Genomic DNA, 17,782 nt, shown 5'->3' on the forward strand with positions numbered 1-17,782 from the left:
TGGACATCCTCCCGCGCCTTGGGTGGGCGTCAGAGCTTGGGGATGAGGACCACGTCCTCGTCCTGCTCCAGGCGATACACCCCGTCCGGGCCCCGGCAGCGCTCGGTATGCAGGCGCAGCTTCCGGTCGAGTTCGCGGGCCTGCTCCGGGCTCATGGCCGCGAGCTGCTCCGCGGTGAAGCAGCCTTCGAGGACGAAGAAGCGGCAGAGCGTGTACATCTCCTCGAAGGTCTGCGCGACGAAGCCGCTCATCGTCGGAAGCACCTCGTGGGGCAGGTGCTTGCCGCGCACGGTGTCCAGCATCAGCTCGCCGAAGTTCAGCGTCTCCGCGAAGTCACGGCACAGCTCATAGGTGGGCCCCCGGGCGGCGGCCATGATGAGCAGACAGTAGCCGCCGGGGCGGACGAACGAGAGCAGTCTGTCCATGAAGGCGCCCCAGTCGGAGAGGGGCACGTGGTACAGGACGTGTGAGCACAGGACGAGCTCGTACTGCTCGGAGGAGTCGAAGCGCTCCAGGGGCTCGACGAGGACCCTGGCCTTGTCGAGCTTGAGTCCTGATATCTGTTCGCGGTTGGGCTCGAGCAGCGTGAGTGAGCCGAAGTGCGGCGCGAGTCGCTCGGCCACCTTGCCAGACCCGGCGCCCACGTCCAGCAGCGCGCGCTGGAGCGGAAGCCCTGGGAGCATCCGCTCCTCGACGACCCGCGCGATGTTCTCGGGGTGGCGCGCCGTGGCGGCCAGCAGCCGAAAAGCCGTGGCGTACTCCTGCGGCGACATCGTGATTCCCATGTCAGACCCCCTGCTCCTGTTGAGATGCCAGCCCCAGTGCTCCGCGCTGGGATGAACACCAGCGTATCGCCGCTTCGAGCAAGGAGCACCTGGCTGGGTACGGGGAAGGTGAGCACCAGAACGAGTACGTCCGCGTGACGGGCGATGCGACGTACCACGCGGACGTGGCGGGCCATCTCGCCGCCCGCCTCCTCGAATGACTCAGGCCCCGAGAAACCCGTGGGCCGCGGTCGTCATGACGAACCGCGGAACCAGACGGTCGGCACCTTCACCCAATCCCATGGCGTGCATGGCCATGAGATTGTCTACCCCGCCGACTGCTTCACCGTGATGAAGAACACGCTCGCCCCGTAGCGTGGCGGGGGTGGGCCGCCAGGGATTCCGACGGCGCGCCCCGGGCCTCACATGCCCAGCCGGCGCACCAGCTCCGCCGACACCGGATAGACAGCCTCCTTCGGCAGCAGGCGGGTGGCCTGGTCCGCGCGACCTTCGTCCAGGTGCTTGCGCAGCTTCTGCACCAGGGGCGTTAGGTCGGTGATGGAGACCACCCAGTCATCCACGAAGCGCTGGATGATGCCGCGCCCCAGGCCCACCTGGATGCTGTCGTGGGACAGGCCCGCACCCCGCACCGTGCGCTCCGGGTCCCACTGGACGTGCACGGACGCGCGCTCGAAGGCCTGGCGCCAGGCCTCCGGAGAGCCATGGGCCCTGGGCTCGTAGCTCGTGAGCACGCCCTCCCCCAGCGCCGCCTCCCAGCCGCTGCGCCGAAGGCGCACCGCCAGCGTCCGCTCCTGCCCGCTCTTGCGGCCCCAGTTGGAGCGATGCATGAGCCACAGGAAGCTGGGTTTGATCCACGTCATCCGCCCTATGGAGAACGGCGGGCCGAACTTCTGCTGCCTCACCGCCACGTCCGCGATGGCGTCCGGGTAGGCCTGGTAGACCACCAGGGACGCCCGGTCGAAGTCGGCGCGAATCTCCCGAGCCGGACTCACCGCCAGGTACCCCCAGGGGCACGAAGGCTGTTGCCATCCGTCCTCATGTCTCGCACATTAACACAGGGTCCTCGCCACCCCGCGCCGCCAAGTAGTCCCGGGCTGATGACCCACAGAAAATCTCAACACCTGGCACACTGTGACAGAAAATGTCACACTCCTCATGCATTGCGGGAAATGCAATGAAGTTGCTCCTGTCGACTTGTTCTTGAACTGCCTTTGGCTTCACCATGGCGACCTCATCATTCGTCCGGGGGAAGCGCATGCTCTTGAAGCGAGGTCGCGGAGTCGTAGGTGCCACGGTGCTATGCCTGACATTGGGGGCCAGCGCCGAGGCCAGCACACCCAAGGACGGAAAGGATTCCGTTCCCCACTTCGTCAGCGGACAGTTTGGCGCCGCGCCGACCAGCGCCGCCGCCCTCCGGGGACTCCAGCCAGCGACGCTGGCGCCCGTCATCGAGCGGGTGGCCCCGCTGTTCAAGGTGAAGCCCGAGCAGCTCTTCCTGAAGAAGGCCTACGTCAGCTCCGACGGGGAGGCCCACTTCCGCTACGGCGTGCGCCTCAACGGCGTGGAGGTCATGGGCGCGGAGCTGCGGCTGCACGGACGCGATGGCCAGGTCCTCCTCGCCAACGCCATGGCACGCACCGACCTGCCCGCGCCGGTGGGCGCCACCGTCTCCGCTGAGCTGGCGATGGAGTCCGTTCAGAAGGACCGCGCCACCCCGCCCAAGGCCGTCATCGCCGGCAAGCCGGAGCTGGTCTACTGGCGCGACGGCGACCAGTACCTGCTGGCCTACCGGATGCGGGTGACGGGTGTGCAGGCGGACGGCCTGGCGGTGGACGACACCGTGCTCGTCAACGCGCGCTCCGGAGACCTGTTCGAGCGCTTCACCAACATCCACTCGGCGCTGGTCCGCCGGGTCCATGACGGACTCAACGGCACCACCCTGCCTGGGCCCCTGCGCCGCCAGGAAGGCGAAGCCCCCGTCTCGGACCCCATCGTCAACGCCGCCTATGACAACCTGGGCGCCGTCTACAATTGCTACCACGACCTCTTCGGCCGCGACTCCATCGACGGCAACGGCGCTCCGCTCATCTCCACCGTTCACCACCGGGTGAACTATGTGAACGCGTTCTGGAACGGCACGCAGATGGTGTTCGGCGACGGCGACGGCGTCACCGCCATCAACCTGGCCCTCGGCCTGGATGTGACGGCGCACGAGCTGACGCACGCGGTGACGGAGAACGACTCGGACCTCATCTACTCCGGCGAGTCGGGCGGACTGAACGAGGCGCTGTCCGACATCTTCGGCGCAGTGTGTGAGTGGCACGCGGAGAACAAGACCCTCAACGCCGGGACGTATCTGGTGGGCGAGGACATCTGGACTCCCGCCATCGAGGGAGATGCCCTCCGCTACATGCCCAACCCCACGCAGGATGGGGACTCGCTGGATGACTACGGCGACTACACGTCGGGCGTCGATGTCCACTACAGCTCAGGCATCGCCAACCTGGCCTTCTACCTGCTCGCGCAGGGCGGAACGCATCCGCGTTTCCCCGCGCGCCCCGCGGTGACGGGCATCGGCATCGAGACGGCCGCTCGCATCTTCTACAAGGCGAACCGGGACTACTTCCTCCCCGCCACCAACTTCGACAACGCGAAGATTCTGACAGAGCAGGCCGCCGTGCAGCTGGGCTACGACGCGGCGACCGTCGCCTCCGTCACCGCCGCGTGGAAGGCCGTGCAAGTGGGTGTCGTCTTCGAGCCCCCGAACCCGCACACCCTGACGCGCAACGTCCCCATCGTCCTCTCCGGCGCCCGGGCCTCCAAGGAGTATGGCTTCGGTGAGGTGCCCGAAGGCGCGACGAACCTGCGCTTCACCCAGTCTGGCGGAACGGGCGACGCGGACCTGTACGTCCGCTTCGGCAACTACCCGACGACCGCCTCCTACGACTGCCGCCCGTACCTCTCCACCAACAACGAGGCGTGCATCTTCGCCACCCCGGCGCCCGGCAAGTATTACTTCATGGTCAATGGCTTCACCGACTACGCCAACGCGTCGCTGGTGATGACGTACCAGGGCGGCTTCTTCCCCATCGAGCCCAACGTGCCGGTGGGTGGCCTGTCCGGCGCCACGAACGACTCGAGCGGCTTCTTCGTCCAGATTCCGGAGGCCCCGGAAGGCGGCTATCGCAACGTCACCGTGAAGGTCGAAGGCGGAACGGGCAACGCGGACCTCTATGTCCGCCGTGGCGCCATCCCCACCCACAGCGACTACGACTGCCGCGGCATGAAGGAGACCAACGTGGAGCGCTGCGACCTCAAGTACGTCGAGGGCGGCAAGTACTACGTGTGGCTCTACGGCGCGAAGGGCGGCTATCAGAACGCGTCGCTCACCGTCACCTATCGCTGACACGTGAAGAAGTGAGGCTGCCCACCCGACGCGAGGAATGATTCCTCGGCGGGTGGGCAGTCGCCGTTTGGACGCCCGTGAGCCCTGGCCGCCTGTTCTCAATTCCTGGCATCACGTGACCTGAAATGTCTCACGCGCCGCGCCGTCCCATGTCCTCACATTCGACAGATGAAAGACCTACAGCGTCGAGCATTCTCGCCGGGTGATTCCAGACCTGCCTGACGCATGAAATGCAATGAAGTCGCGGGTGGTGGCTTGTCATTGAACTGCCTTTGGCTTCACCATGGCGACCTCATCATTCGTTTGGGGGAAGCTCATGCTTTTGAAGAGAGGTCGCGGAGTCGTAGGTGCCACGCTGCTGTGCCTGACCATGGGGGCCTGCACCGAGGCCACCCCTCCGAAGGACAGCAAGGAAGCGGTGAACGAGAAGACCTCGGAGGCGCTCACGGGCGCGCACCAGGTCCTCGCCGTCGACAAGGACTCCGTGCCCACCTTCGTCAAGGGGCCCTTTGGCGCAGCGCCGACCAGCGAGGCCGCCCTCCGGGGACTCCAGCCCGCGACGCTGGCACCCGTGCTGGCGCAGGTGGCCCCGCTGTTCAAGGTGAAGCCCGAGCAGCTCTTCCTGAAGCGGGCCTACGTCGGCGCGGATGGGGATGCGCACTTCCGCTATGGAGTGCGAGTCAACGGCGTCGAAATCATGGGCGCGGAGCTGCGGCTGCACGCTCGCGACGGCCAGGTCTTCGCCGCCAACGGAGATGCACGCACGGACCTGCCCTCCTCGTCAGCGGTCGCCACCGTCTCCTCGGAGCTCGCGGTGGAGCAGGCCCTGAAGGACAAGTCCTCGCCGGCTGACGCCACCCTCGTGGGCAAGCCGGAGCTCGTCTACTGGCGCGACGGCGGACAGCTCCTGCTCGCCTACAGCCTGCGCATGAAGGGCGAGTCACTGAAGGGCGAGCCCGTGGACGACACCGTGCTCGTCAACGCGCGCTCGGGCGACGTCTTCGAGCGCCTCACCCACATCCACGGCGCGCTGGACCGCCGGGTCTACGACGGCAGGCAGGGCCCGGGCCTTCCGGGCACCGGGAGCCGCATGGAGGGAGACCCTCCGGTCCTCGACCCCATCGTCAACGCGGCCTACGACAACACGGGGGCCGTCTGGCGTTGCTACAAGGAGCTGTTCAACCGCGACTCCTACAACAACGCGGGCGCCCCGCTCATCACCACCGTTCACCACCGGGTGAACTACGTGAATGCGTTCTGGAACGGCACGCAGATGGTGTTCGGCGACGGCGATGGGAACACCGCCACCAACCTGGCCAATGCCATCGACATCACCGCGCACGAGCTGACGCACGCGGTGACGGAGTACGAGTCGAACCTCATCTACTCCGGCGAGTCCGGCGGCCTGAACGAGGCCATCTCCGACATCTTCGGCGCCGTGTGCGAGTGGCACTCGGAGGGGAAGGTCATCGACGCGGGGACGTTCATGATTGGCGAGGATGTCTGGACGCCGGAGATTCCCGGCGACGCGCTTCGCTACCTGTTCAACCCCAAGCTGGATGGGGCCTCGCTGGATGACTACGCCGACTACACCTCCGGCGTGGACGTCCACTACAGCTCCGGCATCGCCAACCTGGCGTTCTACCTGCTCTCGCAGGGTGGCACGCATCCGCGCTTCCCCGCGCGTCCCGCGGTGACGGGCGTCGGCATCGAGAAGGCCGCCCGCATCGTCTACAAGGCGAACACGGACCTCCTGCTTCCGTCCTCCAACTTCGAGGCGGCGAAGGTCGCCACGGAGCAGGCCGCCATCCAGTTGGGCTACGACGCGGCGACGGTCGCCTCCGTCACCGCCGCGTGGAAGGCCGTGCAGGTGGGCGTCGTCATCGAGCCCCCGGACGCCATCCCCCTGACGCGCAACGTCCCGGTGAGCGTCTCCGGTGCCCGTGGCGCCAAGGCCTACGCCATCGGTCAGGTGCCTGAGGGCGCGACGAACCTGCGCTTCGCCCTGTCGGGTGGAACGGGCGACGCGGACCTGTACGTCCGCTTCGGCAACACCCCCACGACCTCCCTCTACGACTGCCGCCCCTACACCTCCGGCAACAACGAGACGTGCACCTTCGCGGCGCCCACGAACGGCACGTGGTACGTGATGCTCAACGGCTTCACCGCCTACACCAATGCGTCGCTGGTGATGACGTACGATGGCGGCTACCTCCAGCTCGAGCCCAACGTGGCGGTGGGTGGCCTGTCCGGCGCCACCAACGGCACGAATGGCTTCTTCATCCAGATTCCGGAGGCCCCGGAGGGCGGCTACCGCAACATCACCGTGAAGGTCGAAGGCGGGACGGGCAACGCGGACCTCTACGTCCGTCGCGGCGCCTTCCCCACCCACAGCGAGTACGACTGCCGCGGCATGAAGGAGACCAACGCGGAGCGTTGCGACCTCAAGTACGTCGAGGGCGGCAAGTACTACGTGTGGCTCTACGGCGCGAAGGGCGGCTATCAGAACGCGTCGCTCACCGTCACCTATCGCTGACCCGCATAGCAACAAAGCTGCCCACCCGACCCCCAGGCGTCTGGCCTCCTCGGGTGGGCAGTCGCAGGAGTCCATGTCGTCCCCGTGAGGCCCCACGCGAGCCCCCCTTCCTCCAGGACGGGCACGCGGAGCGAGGGCCCCAGGGACACCTCGCCGCCGCTTCGCGAGAGCAGGCCCTGTCGCCTCATGAGACCTGACCACTTGTTCATGCCGCGTGTGCTCGGCCCCCTGCCCTCCTGACGGAGCCTCGAGCAACTTCACGCAAGCATGCGCAATGTGGAGCAGGCGACACATGTCTCGCGGGTCGCGGATGTGTCCCAAGTCCGTGCAATTCCCAGGATGCGACAGAATATTGTCGCCGACACAGGCCTTCATCCTTGAAGTTGAGGCCTCGCCCTTCCCCCCTGCCGCGTCCTGCAAGCAACGAAGTGTGGGGCGATGACCGACTCTGATGAGCCACTCGACCCAACGTCCTGGGACAGCGCGTTCCGACCTACACCCCGTGGCCGCGGCGGTGCTCGCCGGCGGAGGCGAAATGGGTGCGCTCATGCGCGCCACCGACTGGTCGAAGACGGCCGTGGGGCCTCCTGAGACCTGGCCGCAGTCGCTGCGTACGGCGGTCAGCATCGTGCTCGAGTCCCACTTCCCCATGTACATCGCGTGGGGGCGGCAGCTCGTCCAATTCTACAATGACGGCTACCGGCCGGTGCTCGGCGCCACGAAGCACCCCTCGGCCATGGGCACCAGCGCCCAGACGACGTTCGCCGAGAGCTGGCACATCATCGGCCCGCTGTTCGACGGGGTGTGGCGAGGCGCGGCGGTCGGCTCGGTGGACTGGATGCTGCCGTTGGACCGGAACGGCTACCTGGAGGAGTGCTACTTCACGTACTCCTACAGCCCCATCCGGGACGAGAGCGGGGGCGTCGGAGGCATCCTCGTCACCCTGACGGAGACCACGGGCCGGGTGCTCGGCGAACGACGGCTGCGGACCCTCCGGGACCTCGCGGCGCGCGCGGGGACCGTCAAGCGCGAGGAGGACGCCTGGCGCGAGGCCGCGCGGGCCCTGGCCGGCAACGCCTACGACGTTCCCTTCGCCCTGCTCTATCGCCTGGGTCCCAGCGGCGAGCTGTCCTCCGAGTTGATGGAGGCGACGGGCTGGGAGACGAAGGCCCGGGCCGCCTCGCGGTTCGGCGACCTTCCGCCCGGCGCCACCTGGTCCCTCTCCGAGGCCCTGGAGGCCCGGGGAGGCCACCTCATCCCCGACGCGCGCACCCGCTTCGGCGACCTCCCGGGCGGCCCATGGTCCGAGTCCCCCCACTCGGTCCTGGTGCTGCCCATCTCCCGCCCCGGAGCCGAGCGCCCTCATGGCTTCCTCGTCGCGGGCGTGAGCGCGCGGCGCGCCCTGGACGACGACTACCGGGGGTTCCTCGGGCTGGTGACGGACCACCTCGCCACGGCCGTCAGCAACGCCCGCGCCCACGAAGAGGAGAAGCGGCGGGCGGAGGCCCTGGCGGAGATCGACCGGTCGAAGACCGCCTTCTTCAGCAACGTCAGCCACGAGTTCCGCACGCCCCTCACCTTGATGCTCGGCCCCGTCGAGGACGCGCTGATGGATGCCGAGCATCCCCTCCCCCCGCCGCAACGCGAGCGCCAGGAGATGGTGCGCCGCAACGGGCTGCGGCTGCAGAAGCTGGTCAACACCCTGCTCGACTTCGCCCGGCTGGAGGCGGGCCGCGCCCGGGCGTCGTTCATCCCCACGGACCTGTCCGCCCTCACGCGCGACCTGGTCAGCAGCTTCGACTCGGCGATGACCACCGCGGGGCTGGAGCTGGTCGTCGCCTGCCCGCCGCTGCCCGACTCCGTCTACGTGGACCCGGAGATGTGGGAGAAGGTTGTCCTCAACCTGCTCTCCAACGCCTTGAAGTTCACCTTCAAGGGCCAGGTCCACATCGCGCTGCAGTGGCTGGATGACAGCGTGGAGCTGACGGTGCGGGACACGGGCATCGGCATGCCGGAGGAGGAGCTGCCGCGCATCTTCGACCGCTTCCACCGCGTCGAAGGCGCGCAGGGGCGCAGCCACGAGGGCACGGGCATCGGGCTCGCGCTGGTGCGGGAGCTGGTCAAGCTTCACGGTGGCACCGTGACGGTGACGAGCGCCGTCCAGCAGGGCACCACCTTCACGGTGCGCCTGCCCACGGGCTCCGCGCACCTGGACCCGGAGCAGGTCGGGGCGGCCCGGACGCTCGACTCCACGGGGATTGGCGCCCGCGAGTTCCTGGCCGAGATTTCCCAGTGGAACGAGCCGGTGCCCTCCCTCACCGGACCCGCCCTCTCCCACTCCGAGGCGCGCATCCTCGTGGCGGACGACAACGTCGACATGCGCGGCTACCTGCTGCGGCTCCTGTCACCCCACTGGCGCGTGGACGCGGTGAGCCATGGCGCCCAGGCGCTCGCCTCCGCGCGTGAGAATCCCCCCGACCTCATCCTCTCCGACGTGATGATGCCGGGCGTGGGCGGCCTGGAGCTGGTGCGGGCCCTGCGCGCCGACGAGCGCACGCGCTTCATCCCCATCCTGCTGCTGTCCGCGCGGGCCGGCGAAGAGGCCACCATCGAGGGGCTGCGCAGCGGCGCGGACGAGTACCTGGTCAAGCCCTTCTCCGCCAACGAGCTCAGGGCACGCGTCAACGCCCTGCTCACCGTGTCCCAGCTCCGGCAGGAGGCGCTCCGCGCCGAGCGCATCCACGCGGAGGAGGCCCGAGGCCTGCTCGAGGAGGCCCAGCGCGCCACCCGCTTGCGAGAAGAGACGCTCGCGGTGGTCAGTCACGATTTGCGCTCGCCCCTCACCACCATCCGCACCGCCGCCGAGCTGCTCCAGCGAAGCTCCCGGGAGGGCGACAAGGGCGCGCGCGTGCACAAGCAGGCGGAGTCGATTCACCGCGCCGCCACCCGGATGAACCGGCTCATCGACGACCTGCTCGACCTGGCGAGCATCGACACCGGGACGCTCTCCGTCGACCCGCGGCCGCAGCGCGTGGAAGACCTGGTGCACGAAGTCCAGGAGCAGTTCGAGCCCCAGGCGGCGGAGAAGGGCCTGTCGCTCGACAGCGAGGTGACGCCCGGACTCATCCTGCAGTGTGACAGGGAGCGCTTCCTCCAGGCGTTCGGCAACCTCATCTCCAATGCCATCAAGTTCACGCCGCCCGGGCCGGGAGGCCGCATCCACCTGCGGGCCGGACACGCCCCGGGGATGCCCGGCATCCGCTTCAGCGTGACGGACAGCGGCCCAGGCCTTTCACCCGAGGCCCAGCGCCACCTCTTCGACCGTCACTGGCACGCGGCCCAGAAGCGGCGCGACAGCCATGGCCTGGGGCTCTCCATCGCCAAGGGCATCGTGGAGAGCCACGGCGGACAGCTCCTCCTGGAGGCCACCTCCGACACCGGCAGCACGTTCTCCTTCTGGCTCCCCGCCGAGCCGCCCTCCGGACAGCTCGCCGTGGCCCCGCGCCCGGTGCCCGCGAAGGACGCCTCGCGGGAGCAATTCATCCTGAGCGGCGGCGACATGGGCGCCCTGATGCGCGCCTTCGACTGGCGGACAACGGCGCTGGGGCCGATGGAGCGCTGGCCCCAGTCGCTGCGCACCTCGGTCAGCACGATGCTGCGCTCTCCGTACCCCATCATCCTGTTCTGGGGGCCGGAGCTGAACATGCTCTACAACGACCCGTTCCGGCCCATCCTCGGGACGAAGCATCCGCTGACGCTGGGCGCGCGCGGCTCGGAGGCGCTGGCGGAGGAGTGGAAGCTGCTGGGCCCCCTGATGCAGCGCGTGCACGAGACGGGAGAGCCGCTCTTCATCGAGAACGGCAACGTCAACTTCGCGCGGCGGCCCGGCGGCCTTCGGGAAGAGGCCTACTTCACCTGGTCCTACAACCCCACCATCGGCGAGTCGGGGGAGATCGCCGGCCTCTTCGCCATCGCGAGCGAGACGACGCGGCAGGTCGTCGGAGACCGGCGCCTGGCCATCCTCCGGGAGCTGTCCATCCGGGCGGCGCTCAGCGCCAAGGTCGATTCGCTCTTCGTCGCGCTGGAAGAAGTCCTCACGCCCGCCGGCCACGACCTGCCCTTCGGCCTGCTCTACGTCGTCCGGGGCGAGCAGGCGCAGCTCGTCACCTGCGCCAACCTGCCCCGAGGCTCGCCCGCGGCGCCCACCGCGCCACGCCTGGACGAGACGAGCGCGTGGCCGCTCGCCAGCGTCGCCCGCGAGGGGAAGGAGATGCTGGTCGACGACCTGGCGACGAGATTCGGTCCCCTCCCCGGCGGCCCCTGGCCCGAGCCCACGACTCGCGCGCTGCTGCTTCCGGTGCCCATGGGCGCGGACGCGGAGCTGATGGGCGTGTTCGTCGCCGGCATCAGTCCGCTGCGGGCGCTGGATGACGAGTACCGGAGCTTCCTGCAGTTGCTCGCGCGGCAGCTCGCCGCCAGCTTCGCCAGTGCCCGCGCCTACGAGCAGGAGCGACTGCGCGCCGAACAGCTCGCCCTGTTGGACCAGGCCAAGACGGCCTTCTTCAGCAACGTCAGCCACGAGTTCCGCACGCCGCTCACGCTGATTCTCGGGCCCATCGAAGACGCCATGAACCGGGAGCCCAAGGTCCTGGAGTCGGAGCAGCTGGACCTGGTGCGCCGCAGCGCGCTGCGGCTCTACAAGATGGTCAACACGCTGCTCGACTTCTCGCGCATGGAGGCCGGACGGACGCAGGCCACCTACGTCCCCACGGACCTGGCCACCTTCACGCGCAACCTGGCGAGCACCTTCGAGTCCGCGGTGGGCAGCGCCGGGCTGCGGCTGGTGGTGGACTGTCCCCCGCTGCCCGAGCCCATCTACGTGGACCCGGAGATGTGGGAGAAGGTTGTCCTCAACCTGCTCTCCAACGCGGTGAAGTACACCTATGCGGGCGAGATTCGCGTGGGCCAGCACTGGCGCGACGGGGGCGCGGTCCTCACGGTGCGGGACACCGGCGTGGGGATTCCCGAGGAGGACCTCCCGCGCATCTTCGAGCGCTTCTACCGCGTGCGCGCCACCCAGGGTCGGAGCCACGAAGGGACGGGCATTGGCCTCGCCATGGTGGAGGAGCTCGTCAAGCTGCACGGGGGCGAAGTCTCCGTGACGAGCCGGTTGGGCGAGGGCACCACCTTCACGGTGCGGCTGCCGGGCGGCTCGGCCCACCTGCCCGAGGAGCGAATCGACCACAAGCCCCGCTCGCGCTCGTCGGCGGCCTGGGCCGCGCCCTACGTCCAGGAGGCGCAGCGGTGGTCGGCCTCGGACACGCCCCTGCTCCAGTCCGCGACGACGGAGAACTCTGACGACGCGCAGCTGGACATCCCCGAGTCGCTGACGTCCTCGCGCATCCTCCTGGTCGACGACAACGCCGACCTGCGCAGCTACGTCTCGGGGTTGCTGGGCCGCCGCTTCTCCCACGTGGAGACGGCCATGAACGGCCGTGAGGCGCTGGAGCGGGCGCGCCTCCAGCCGCCCGACCTCATCCTCTCCGACGTGATGATGCCGGTGCTGGACGGCTTCGGCCTCGTGCGCGAGCTGCGCGCCGACCCGCGCACGCGGGCCATCCCCATCATCCTGCTCTCCGCGCGCGCGGGCGACGAGTCCACGGTGGAGGGCCTGTCGAGCGGCGCGGATGACTACCTGGTCAAGCCCTTCTCCGCGCGCGAGCTCATGGCCCGGGTGCGCACGCAGCTGGAGATGGTCAGCGTGCGGCGGGAGGTGACGCGCAAGGAGCTGGAGAAGGAGGCGCTGCTGGACTCCGTGCACCTGCGTGACGAGTTCCTCAGCCTGGTCAGCCATGAGCTGCGCACCCCGGTGAGCGTCTTGACGCTCAACATCCAGACCCTGTTGCGCAACCTGGACCGAACGGACACCCAGCTCTCACCCGAGGAGCTGGTGCGGAGCCGGGCGCAGACGACGGAGAAGCAGCTCCAGCGCCTGACGCGGCTGGTGGAGCACCTGCTGGACGTGTCCGAGTTCGTCACCGGCCGCCTGGCGCTGGTCCGCCAGGACGTGGATGTGATTGCCATCGTGAAGGACGTCATCGAGGGGTCGCGGGAGAAGGCCGCGCGCGCCGAGTCCGCGCTCGCGTGGACCGCCCCGCCCGCCGTGGTGGGCCGGTTCGACCCGGAGCGGCTGCGCCAGCTCGTGGAGAGCCTGGTCGACAACGCCATCAAGTTCGGCGCGGGCAGGCCCATCGAGGTCAGCGTGGCCTCCTCGGCGGGCAGCGTCCGCATCAGCGTGGTGGACCATGGCCCCGGCGTCGCCTCCGAGGACGGCGAGCGCATCTTCGGCCGCTTCGAGCGCGCCGTCTCCGCGCGCAACCACGGAGGCTTCGGGCTGGGCCTGTGGATGGCGCTCCACATCGCCGAGGGGCACGAGGGAGGCATCCACCTGACGCCCACGGAGGGCGGCGGCGCCACCTTCACCGCCGAGCTGCCGCTGACAGCGCCGGAGGGCTGACGGGGTTCCTCCCGGTCGACAGTGCGGCCCCCGGCCCTGCTAGACTGCGGGGCATGGTGCCGCTGATCGACCGAACCCGAACCGCCCTGTCTGCCGAGGAGCGGGAGGCCCTGGAGCGAGAGCTCGGGCCCCTCACCCTGCTCCAGGACGTGGTGCGCTGGGGCTTCGCCAGCACGCCTCCGCGCGACGTGACGGAGGTGGTGGTGCAGGACGAGTTCACCCACGACGTGGTGCTGCCCTGGAAGGACGGCGGCTACCTCGTCTTCGACACCACCTGACTCGGCGGAGTCAACGCGGTCTCCGTGTGGGACCGTCGACCCAGCGCTGATGACCTGCTCGACGCCCGGCTCGCCGAGGGCTGGACGCCCACGCCCACCGGCACCGTCGACGGAGACGTCATCATGGGCCATGCCGCGTGCAGGGTGCCGCCCGCCAAAGGCAAGGCGACACCCTGAGCGACAAGGGGACTACTTCCCCTTGCCCTGCTCCTTCACCCACGAGTCCTTCAGGGTGACGGTGCGGTTGAAGACGGGCTTGCCCGGCTGCGAGTCCTTGGGGTCCGCGAAGAAGTACCCCAGCCGCTCGAACTGGAAGCGGGACTCCGGCGTGGCCTGGGCAAGCCCCGGTTCGATTCGCGCGTTCCGGAGGACCTCCAGGCTCGCCGGATTGAGGAAGGTGGTGAAGTCCTTCGCGTCATCCGAGTCCGGGCTCTCCACGGAGAAGAGCCTGTCGTACAGCCGGACCTCGGCCGTGGGCGCGTTGCCCGGCACCCAGTGCAGCGTGCCCTTCACCTTGCGGCCATCCGGCGAGTCACCGCCGCGCGTGGCCGGATCATAGGTACAGCGCAGCTCCGTGATGTTGCCGGCCGCGTCCTTGATGACCTCCTTGCAGGTGATGAAGTACGCCGAGCGCAGGCGCACCTCCTTGCCCGGCGCCAGGCGGAAGAAGCCCTTCGCGGGGACCTCCATGAAGTCCTCCGCCTCGATGAACAGCTCGCGCATGAACGGCACCTTGCGCGTGCCCATCTCCGGCTTCTGCGGGTGGTTCTGCACCTCCAGGAGCTCCTCCTGGCCTTCAGGGTAGTTCTCCACCACCACCTTCAGGGGGCGCAGCACCGCCATGGCGCGAGGGGCCGTCTCGTTCAGGTCCTCGCGGATGCACAGCTCCAGCACGCCCATGTCGATGAGCTGCTGCGTCTTGCTGACACCCGCGCGCGTGGCGAAGTCGCGGATGGAGGCCGGCGTGAAGCCCCGGCGGCGCAGGCCGCTGAGGGTCATCATCCGGGGGTCATCCCAACCGGAGACGTACTTCTCCGTCACCAGCTTGAGCAGCTTGCGCTTGCTCATCACCGTGTAGTTGAGGTTCAGCCGGTTGAACTCGTACTGGTACGGCCGGTCCCCCTGGATGAGGCTGTCGACAATCCAGTCGTACAGCACGCGCCGGTTCTCGAACTCCAGCGTGCAGACGGAGTGGGTGATGCCCTCAATCGCATCCGACAGGCAGTGCGCGAAGTCGTAGAGCGGGTAGATGGGCCACGCCTCGCCGGTGCGGTGGTGGTGCGCGTGGCGGATGCGGTAGATGGGCGGGTCCCTCAACACGGGGTTGGAGGAAGTCATGTCGATTTTCGCGCGCAGCGTGTGCTTGCCGTCCGGGAACTCTCCGCCGCGCATGCGCTCGAAGAGGTCCAGGTTCTCCTCCACGGAGCGGGTGCGGTACGGGCTGTCCCGGCCCGGCGTGGTGAAGTCGCCGCGGTACTCGCGAATCTCGTCCGCCGTCAGACTGCACACGTACGCCTTGCCCTGCTTGATGAGCTGCACGGCGAAGTCGTAGAGCTTCGGGAAGTAGTCGGACGCGTAGAACTTGCGGTCGTCCCAGTCGAAGCCCAGCCACTTCACGTCGCGCTGGATGGCCTCGACGTAGTCGGTGTCCTCGGTGACGGGGTTGGTGTCGTCGAAGCGCAGGTTGCACACGCCACCGTATTGCTTCGCCAGCCCGAAGTTCAGGCAGATGGACTTGGCGTGGCCGATGTGGAGGTAACCATTGGGCTCGGGCGGGAAGCGGGTGTGCACGCGACCTGCGTGCTTTCCCGCGCGCCGGTCTTCCTCGATGATCTCCTGGAGGAAGTTCAGGCCCTGCGTTTCGTTCGTCGTCGTCATGATGGGGGCGAATCCTCGTGAAGCCGCCCGGGGCCGGCAAGCGATTCCTTGCACCCTCGCCGTTCCCAGCGGGCCTCCAAGCACAACATCCGGGCCGTGGGACTCCTTCCGCCCCCGAAGCAACGGGGCGCCCGGGGGCCTCCCGGAGGCCCTTCTAGAGGGACGCCAGCAGCGCTTCCCAGGCCCCCAGGGCCCTGGACGCGGACAGCTCGTCGGCCCGGGCCCGCGCCCTGCGGGACAAGTCCTTGCGGTGGACTTCGTCGGTGACGACGCGCCCCAGCGCCTCCGACAGGGCCTGGGGGTCCTCCACGGGCACCAGGACGCCGTGGCGGCCATGCTCCAGCACCTCCCCCGGCCCGGAGGGACAGTCGGTGCTGACCACCGGGCACCCCAGGGCGAGCGCCTCCAGGAGCACCATGGGCAGGCCCTCGAAGCGCGAGGACAGGGCGAACACGGCGGCCCTCCGCATCAGCGCGTGCGGATTGGAGGCGAACCCCGGCATGAAGACGGTGGACTCCACGCCCAGCGAGCGCGCCAGGGCCTTCAATTCGGCCTCCAGCGAGCCCACCCCGAGGATGAGCAGGTGCTGGTCCACGCCCCGCTGACGCGCCAGGGCATGGCTGCGGATGAGGACGTCGAAGCCCTTCTGGGGCTCCAGCCGGCCCACGGCGATGACCACGGGCCTGGCGAAGACGGCCGGTGCCCAGTCCGGCAGCGGCCCTTCGGCGGCGGCGCGCACGGTGTCGCCGTCCACGAAGTTGGGGATGACCTGGAGCCGGTCCTCGGGCACGGGCACCAGCGACCGGAAGGAGCGCGCGGTGTCATGGCCGCAGGCGACGATGCGGTTCATCCGCGGATACAAGAGGCGCAGCCCCCAGAGCTGCCGGCGCGGCTGCTCACGGTGGAACGCACCCCAGTCGAAGTGGATCATCCCCACCACGGGCTTGTCGAGCAGCTTGCCCGCCAGGCAGGCCAGCAGCGCGGCGCGACCCTCCTGCCCCGCGACGATGACGTCGGCCTCGCGCGCGTGGCGCAGCAGGTGCCAGAGGTACACCGGCAGGCTCTGCCGGTGGTAGTCGTAGGAGTCCGTGGCCCAGACGACCTCGGTGTTCTTGGGCAGCCGGTCCTCGCGCCCCGGAGGGGGCCTGTGGTGGAAGAACAACCGGGTGGCGAAGCGGCGTGGATCCAACCCCTCCAGGATGTTGCACACGGAGCGCTCGATACCGCCCCCGCCCAGGAACACGAGCGTGAAGAGCACTCGCTTCCGGATGGGGTCTTTCGAGGCGTCTCGTGGCACTGGTTGCAGCATCAGCCCCCACTCCCAGAAGGCGGGTGCACCGTAGTCCAAGCAGCCATACCCGCCAACAGAAGGCGCCCGGGGCCTGTTCTCTAGAGAGCCAAGCCACCAGCCTGACGCGGGTCGACAGGGGGCTCGACTAGAGTGGCTCCGCCCCACGCCTCCTTGCCCTTCCCGTGAAAATCCCACTCCGCCCGAGCCGTGTCCTCCTCCTGCTGTCGCTGCTCGTGCTGGTCGCCGTCGCCGGCGCCCTGGTGGTGCGCGGACACCGCATCGGACTGGGGCTGCTGCATCCGCCACACGTGCCGGTGGAGCGGCCCGAGGTCTCTCCGGAGTTCGCGGGCCTGGAGGACGTGACGTTCTCCAGCGCGGACGGGCTGACGCTGCGCGGCTGGTATGTGCCGTCGCGCAACCGGGCGGCCGTCGTGCTGGTGCACGGCTTCGCGGACAACCGCGCGCAACTGCTCTTCGAGGCCCGCGCCCTGGCCCGCGCAGGCTATGGCGTGTTGCTGTTCGACCTGCGCGCGCATGGGGAGAGTGGCGGAGACCGGGTGACGTGGGGAGACAGCGAGCGGCGCGACGTGACGGCCGCGCTGGACTTCGTCTCCGCGCGGCGGGACGTGGACCCGACGCGGCTGGGGCTCTTCGGCTTCTCCATGGGCGGCACCACCGCGCTGCTGGTGGCGGAGACGGACGCCCGCGTGAAGGCGGTGGCCGCCGCGGGCGCGTACCCCGCGCTGGAGGCGGACGTGTACTCGGGCTACGGCCGGTGGGGTGCGTTCAGCGCGGAGCCGGTGCTGTGGACACTGCGGCACGCGGGCGTGGACGTGGACGCGGTGCGCCCCATCGACGGCATGTGCCAGCTCCAGGGCCGGCCCCTGCTGCTCGTCAACGGCGACGTGGACCCGGACGCGCCCGCCAAGCTCCAGGCCAGCCTCTTCCGCGCAGCCTGCGAGCCCAAGGCCCTGTGGGTCGTGGAAGGCGCGGGCCATGGCGGGTACGCGCGCGTCGCCCCAGAGGAGTACGCGCGCCGGCTGCGCGAGCACTTCGACCGGGCGCTCCTGAGCGCGGGCTGACACGCCTTC

At 69.1% G+C, this 17,782-nt stretch carries 11 protein-coding genes; 7 read left to right on the forward strand and 4 right to left on the reverse strand.

Annotated features, from left to right (window positions below; translation table 11 throughout):
• Positions 1–29: 29 nt before the first annotated feature.
• Entirely contained in the window at positions 30–785 is a 756-nt protein-coding gene (locus LZ199_RS13875; RefSeq protein WP_253994152.1) for a class I SAM-dependent methyltransferase, read from the reverse strand.
• 219 nt (positions 786–1,004) lie between these two features.
• On the opposite strand from LZ199_RS13875, the gene LZ199_RS46110 reads away from it, so the two are divergent.
• Positions 1,005–1,139, forward strand: a complete 135-nt coding sequence (locus LZ199_RS46110; protein ID WP_256569059.1) for a hypothetical protein — start codon at positions 1,005–1,007, stop codon at positions 1,137–1,139.
• A gap of 47 nt (positions 1,140–1,186) precedes the next feature.
• On the opposite strand, the gene LZ199_RS13880 is transcribed toward LZ199_RS46110, so the two are convergent.
• The gene (locus LZ199_RS13880; protein ID WP_253994153.1) at positions 1,187–1,777 is read right to left on the reverse strand and encodes a DUF4291 domain-containing protein; all 591 of its coding nucleotides are present in this window, start codon (positions 1,775–1,777) and stop codon (positions 1,187–1,189) included.
• Positions 1,778–2,040: 263 nt separating this feature from the next.
• Here LZ199_RS13880 and LZ199_RS13885 point away from each other — a divergent pair, with 263 nt between their 5' ends.
• The 5 genes from LZ199_RS13885 to LZ199_RS13905 all read left to right on the forward strand — a co-directional run bounded on the left by LZ199_RS13885 (position 2,041) and on the right by LZ199_RS13905 (position 13,699).
• Complete coding sequence (locus tag LZ199_RS13885) at positions 2,041–4,191, forward strand: M4 family metallopeptidase (protein WP_253994154.1); 2,151 nt, start codon at positions 2,041–2,043, stop codon at positions 4,189–4,191.
• 316 nt (positions 4,192–4,507) lie between these two features.
• The gene (locus LZ199_RS13890) at positions 4,508–6,727 is read left to right on the forward strand and encodes a M4 family metallopeptidase (protein ID WP_253994155.1); all 2,220 of its coding nucleotides are present in this window, start codon (positions 4,508–4,510) and stop codon (positions 6,725–6,727) included.
• A 535-nt stretch (positions 6,728–7,262) separates the two neighbouring features.
• Positions 7,263–13,244, forward strand: a complete 5,982-nt coding sequence (locus LZ199_RS13895; protein ID WP_253994156.1) for an ATP-binding protein — start codon at positions 7,263–7,265, stop codon at positions 13,242–13,244.
• A 53-nt stretch (positions 13,245–13,297) separates the two neighbouring features.
• The gene (locus tag LZ199_RS13900; RefSeq protein ID WP_253994157.1) at positions 13,298–13,522 is read left to right on the forward strand and encodes a hypothetical protein; all 225 of its coding nucleotides are present in this window, start codon (positions 13,298–13,300) and stop codon (positions 13,520–13,522) included.
• A gap of 24 nt (positions 13,523–13,546) precedes the next feature.
• Entirely contained in the window at positions 13,547–13,699 is a 153-nt protein-coding gene (locus tag LZ199_RS13905) for a hypothetical protein (protein WP_253994158.1), read from the forward strand.
• Between the two features lie 12 nt (positions 13,700–13,711).
• On the opposite strand, the gene LZ199_RS13910 is transcribed toward LZ199_RS13905, so the two are convergent.
• Positions 13,712–15,400, reverse strand: coding sequence for a glutamine--tRNA ligase/YqeY domain fusion protein (locus LZ199_RS13910; protein ID WP_253994159.1), 1,689 nt, complete (start codon positions 15,398–15,400; stop codon positions 13,712–13,714).
• Between the two features lie 154 nt (positions 15,401–15,554).
• Complete coding sequence (locus LZ199_RS13915) at positions 15,555–16,709, reverse strand: glycosyltransferase (RefSeq protein WP_253994160.1); 1,155 nt, start codon at positions 16,707–16,709, stop codon at positions 15,555–15,557.
• Positions 16,710–16,873: 164 nt separating this feature from the next.
• On the opposite strand from LZ199_RS13915, the gene LZ199_RS13920 reads away from it, so the two are divergent.
• The gene (locus LZ199_RS13920) at positions 16,874–17,773 is read left to right on the forward strand and encodes an alpha/beta hydrolase (protein WP_253994161.1); all 900 of its coding nucleotides are present in this window, start codon (positions 16,874–16,876) and stop codon (positions 17,771–17,773) included.
• Positions 17,774–17,782: the final 9 nt, after the last annotated feature.

This window comes from Myxococcus qinghaiensis (assembly GCF_024198215.1).
GTDB lineage: Bacteria > Myxococcota > Myxococcia > Myxococcales > Myxococcaceae > Myxococcus > Myxococcus qinghaiensis.